This window comes from Variovorax sp. P4_D9 (assembly GCF_056401695.1).
Genome location: NZ_JBFUIU010000759.1, coordinates 1 through 4,216 on the forward strand (window position 1 = coordinate 1; position 4,216 = coordinate 4,216).

At 63.8% G+C, this 4,216-nt stretch carries 3 protein-coding genes and 2 CRISPR repeat arrays; all 3 genes read right to left on the reverse strand.

All coding sequences use genetic code 11. The features are described from left to right. Positions 1–24: 24 nt before the first annotated feature. Positions 25–860: a CRISPR direct-repeat array (repeat unit 32 nt; unit sequence GTTTCAACCCACGCGCCCGCACGGGGCGCGAC). A 251-nt stretch (positions 861–1,111) separates the two neighbouring features. The 3 genes from AC1DY5_RS44525 to AC1DY5_RS44535 are packed head-to-tail and all read right to left on the reverse strand — an operon-like array spanning position 1,112 to position 3,287. Continuing rightward, complete coding sequence (locus tag AC1DY5_RS44525; protein ID WP_478120796.1) at positions 1,112–1,561, reverse strand: hypothetical protein; 450 nt, start codon at positions 1,559–1,561, stop codon at positions 1,112–1,114. 5 nt (positions 1,562–1,566) lie between these two features. Then, positions 1,567–2,640: a hypothetical protein gene (locus tag AC1DY5_RS44530; RefSeq protein WP_478120797.1), complete on the reverse strand. Its 1,074-nt coding sequence runs from the start codon at positions 2,638–2,640 to the stop codon at positions 1,567–1,569. Beyond that, positions 2,640–3,287, reverse strand: a complete 648-nt coding sequence (locus AC1DY5_RS44535) for a hypothetical protein (RefSeq protein WP_478120798.1) — start codon at positions 3,285–3,287, stop codon at positions 2,640–2,642. Before AC1DY5_RS44535 ends, AC1DY5_RS44530 begins: the two co-directional genes overlap by 1 nt. Positions 3,288–3,849: 562 nt before the next feature. Further along, a CRISPR array of direct repeats spans positions 3,850–4,216; the repeat unit is 32 nt; unit sequence GTTTCAACCCACGCGCCCGCACGGGGCGCGAC.

The following is a 4,216-nucleotide window of genomic DNA, read 5'->3' on the forward strand; positions in this document are numbered from 1 at the left end:
GCTTTCGCTCCTGCTTTCGCTCCTGTTTCAACCCACGCGCCCGCACGGGGCGCGACCGGCCGCACGTAGAGCCGCAAGAATCAAAAAGGAGGTTTCAACCCACGCGCCCGCACGGGGCGCGACTGCAGCCGTCCATCTTCCTGACCAACCAGGACAAGTTTCAACCCACGCGCCCGCACGGGGCGCGACGTCAGGCGGCGCACAGCGCTGGCCGCGAGCGTGTCGTTTCAACCCACGCGCCCGCACGGGGCGCGACGGCCGCGATTCGTCGCCTCACCTTAAACATGGAATGTTTCAACCCACGCGCCCGCACGGGGCGCGACGCATCGGTCACGCTGACCATGGGCTTCGATGGCTCGTTTCAACCCACGCGCCCGCACGGGGCGCGACCGACCTCTTTCTGTAGCCGCTCGAGGTTGTCGCGGCGTTTCAACCCACGCGCCCGCACGGGGCGCGACGCGACATCTTCAGGTCGACGCAGTCGTAGCCGTAGTTTCAACCCACGCGCCCGCACGGGGCGCGACAGATCGTGATTCATCATCATCGCGCGCCAGAACTCGTTTCAACCCACGCGCCCGCACGGGGCGCGACCTCCCCCTTCTTCTGCGCAGCCACGTTACCCACGATGTTTCAACCCACGCGCCCGCACGGGGCGCGACCGAAGTGACCGCCGTCTCTTAGCCCCTCATCTATAGTTTCAACCCACGCGCCCGCACCGGGCGCGACGCACCCGCACGTGGCAGGCCTGGGAGCTGGGGCAGTTTCAACCCACGCGCCCGCACGGGGCGCGACCCTGCGCGCCAAGCTGATGCAGTCGCAGATCGACGAGTTTCAACCCACGCGCCCACGCGGAGCGCGACTCTCTACCCGCCCGAGAGAGGCATGACCACCGCCCTGGGGTTCTAAGCGCGACTGCCTCACTTCGTTCGAGCTTCTACGAGTGTCAGCAGGTCTTGTTGCAGCATCCGGGCCAGGAGCGGCCGTTCGCCCCAGGGCCAGAATGTCTCCCCATTCGTCTCTAGAAGCCATAACCCATGAGTGCCATGCATCTTCGCCGCTTCCATGCGGGGGGACGAACCTGCGCTTTTCGGCCGTTCACCAGATTGCCTACCTATTTGCCATCCGTCTGCGATTTGAGCTTGATCGCCATCCGCTGCGCTCCATCCTTGAGCTTGATCTCCTGCAATGCACTCTCCCACCCTTTTGCGATGACGCGGACCTTGGCGGTCCCGATCCCGGCGGAACTGAAAGTGGCCTCCCCATCCTGATTGGTCGGACGCATCGCCTCGCCGCCTACCGCAGGAGGGAACTTCACCTTGACCTCGGCCTGGGCGACGGGTTTGTCGCCGCCGGTGACAACGACGGTGAGTACGGCAGTCGTCGCCTTCTTCGGCGTGCCCTTGGCCGCGTTCTCCGCATCGGCGGCCTTGCCGGCCTCGCCGTCCGCCCCGGGCGGTTCATCGCTTTTCTTCTGCGCACGGGAGATGCGCGACCCCAAAACCAGACCGAGGGCGATGAACGCTTGCACCAGGGCGCGGCGCCGCGACGACATATCAGGCATGGTAGTTACTCGCTTTCTCGACGCACGGAGCTGCCTTTGGCGCGCAGCATGTCCAGCAAGATGTCGTCGTAGTCCTGCCGCTCCTTGAAGCTCGCGCTCGCCGCCGGGAAGACGATGAGATGCAGCTTCACGAAGGTATTGGTCTCGCGCTCCTTCTCGGCTTCAGGCACGAAAAAGTCGGTGATGACAACCGAGGCGCGCAGCCCATGCGGCAACTGAGTGTTGTCGAGCATCGGAAAGGCGTACTGCCCGACCCAGAAATGCCGGTCCACGTCCTGATCGTCCTCGCCGGAGTAATCCGCGCGCAGGCGGATCTCGACTTCCCGCCGCTCGAGACTGACATCGACGACTTCGACCGTGAAGCGGATCTGCTCCGTGCCGACAACGGGTGCGTACGTGGTGGAAGGGACCAACCGCGACTTCGGGATCGTCACGTCGATGAATGGAGTACCGAACGACTTTTCCCAATCGGCCAGAGAAACTTGCTCGTCCTTGACGTAGCCCCGCCGTGCGAGACCGTTGACCTGTTTGAAGATCAGATTGGAGGCTGTCTGATCGAGCCTTTTCTTCAATTCGACACTTTCCGAGGGCTTCGGGCCGGTGCCTTGCGCCAGTTGCCGCGCAAGATCCTTGAACAGCGGCGCCAGATCGAGCGACTGGTTGAAGTTGCTGGCCAGCAGTTCGAGCTGCAGGACCTTGTTGCGCAGGTCCTCCTCCTTGGCGGTGGCCAGAAAGCGATTGATCACGACACCGAACATGTCCTTGCGGATCAATGCGTCCGATTGTTCGCGCTGCGTCAGCAATTGCGCATACAGATGCTCGCCGCTTTCGCGCGCATCGCGTTCCTTGGTCAGGCTGGTGAAGTAGTAGCCACCGAAGACGGTGACCGCGAGCGTGACGAGGGGCATGCCGATCGCCTTGGTCCATTCGAGCGCCTTGCTGCTACTGTCAGAGGGTTTCTTTTCGGCGCCAGGATCTGCCGGGCCGGACTCGCTGGCACGAGTGACCAGCACGCGGTCAATGGCAACGGCCCCATTTGTCGCCGCGCTCTCGCTGCCTGGGTTGGGAGCGGGTTTCATCAGCGCATCCGATTCGACGCGCCGTCGATCGCGAAATCGAAGCGCATTGGATTGTTGGATACGAAGACCTCGAATGCGGCACCGACCTTGTTGTCGCGCTGTACGCGCATTTCGCATCGGCCGTTGGCCGGCACGCGCATCGAGAAACTACCCCGCCCGTCGGCCACGACATCGGTAGGCGGCTGGGCGGGACGGCTGAATGAGGGGCAGGCGACCGAGATCCTGGCGCCTGCCGCTGGCATGTTCGTCTGCTGAATCTTGACAGTGCCGTACAGCGGTCCGGCGCTCGCAGCCGCAGGCCACAACATCGTCAATCCCAGGACGACAAAAACGACGTTCTTCATCGAACTCTCCGCACCAGAGACAACATCGAACCCAGCAAAGTTTGCGCCGCACCGCAGGTTTGGACAACTGGCAATGCGGACTATCGGCGCGATCCTCCCGCGGGTGCGATGAGCAGAAGAGCATAGGCCAGGCGCTGTATGCGTGGGCTGCCCTGGCCGAACTGGAAAGCAGGGACCGGAATCAATTCGCGCAGCGCTTGCAACGACGATGGCACGGTCGGGCCGCTCAGCCAGGTCAGCGAGTGCGCGCCACATGAAGCGAATCGATGCGGCGTCGAGCCCGCCCGTGGGTTCATCGAGCAACGTGAGTGCCCGTCCAGATGCGAGCGCAGCCGCCAACCACACCTTGCGCTTTGACCCTTGGTTCTCCTCAGGTGTACAACGGGCTGCACGACCGCCAAAAGCAGACGGACGCGGAGATCCACCCCTCGGCATTTTTACGGTGGGTACGGAGCGTGCCCCTGGGGGCGCCGATGAGTTGTGGGCGCCAGCCGCACTGGCCGCTCGAAATCGAGTGCCGGCAGTTTTTCACGTTTTCCGACACAACTGGCTGCTTATAGCCACTGACCCGATGCAATCGTGGGCCCCCATGTCTCAGCTGAATAGACTTGAAGACAAAAGTCACTTCCTGAACTTCTTGCCGTCGTTGATTCCCAGCACACGGTTCGCGGCGCCCGCCAGCGCCTTGTGACCGGCGACGCAGCACCGATCGCACAATCATCGACGGATGCCTGTTTCAACCCACGCGCCCGCACGGCGGCGCGACCGTCGACCTCCGAGATGCTCGACTTCTGCCGCGCGTTTCAACCCACGCGCCCGCACGGGCGCGACGTGAGGCGCGCTATGTGGGCGCATCCGTCACGCTGTTTCAACCCACGCGCCCGCACGGGGCGCGACCCCGCACATCGCGGTAGTAGTCCAGCTTCTCCTTGTTTCAACCCACGCGCCCGCAAGGGGCGCGACCGAATGACCCGCAAGCTCAAGCTCCCGCAAATCCAGTTTCAACCCACGCGCCCGCATGGGGCGCGACGGGGGACCTTCCGCGCATCACGCGCGTGATCGACATGTTTCAACCCACGCGCCCGCACGGGGCGTGACCACGTATGCTGCAGTAATCCATGCGCTCGGGGAGGTTTCAACCCACGCGCCCGCACGGGGCGCGACGACCACCATGCAACCCGCCGCCTTCATCGAAGACATGTTTCAACCCACGCGCCCGCACGGGGCGCGAC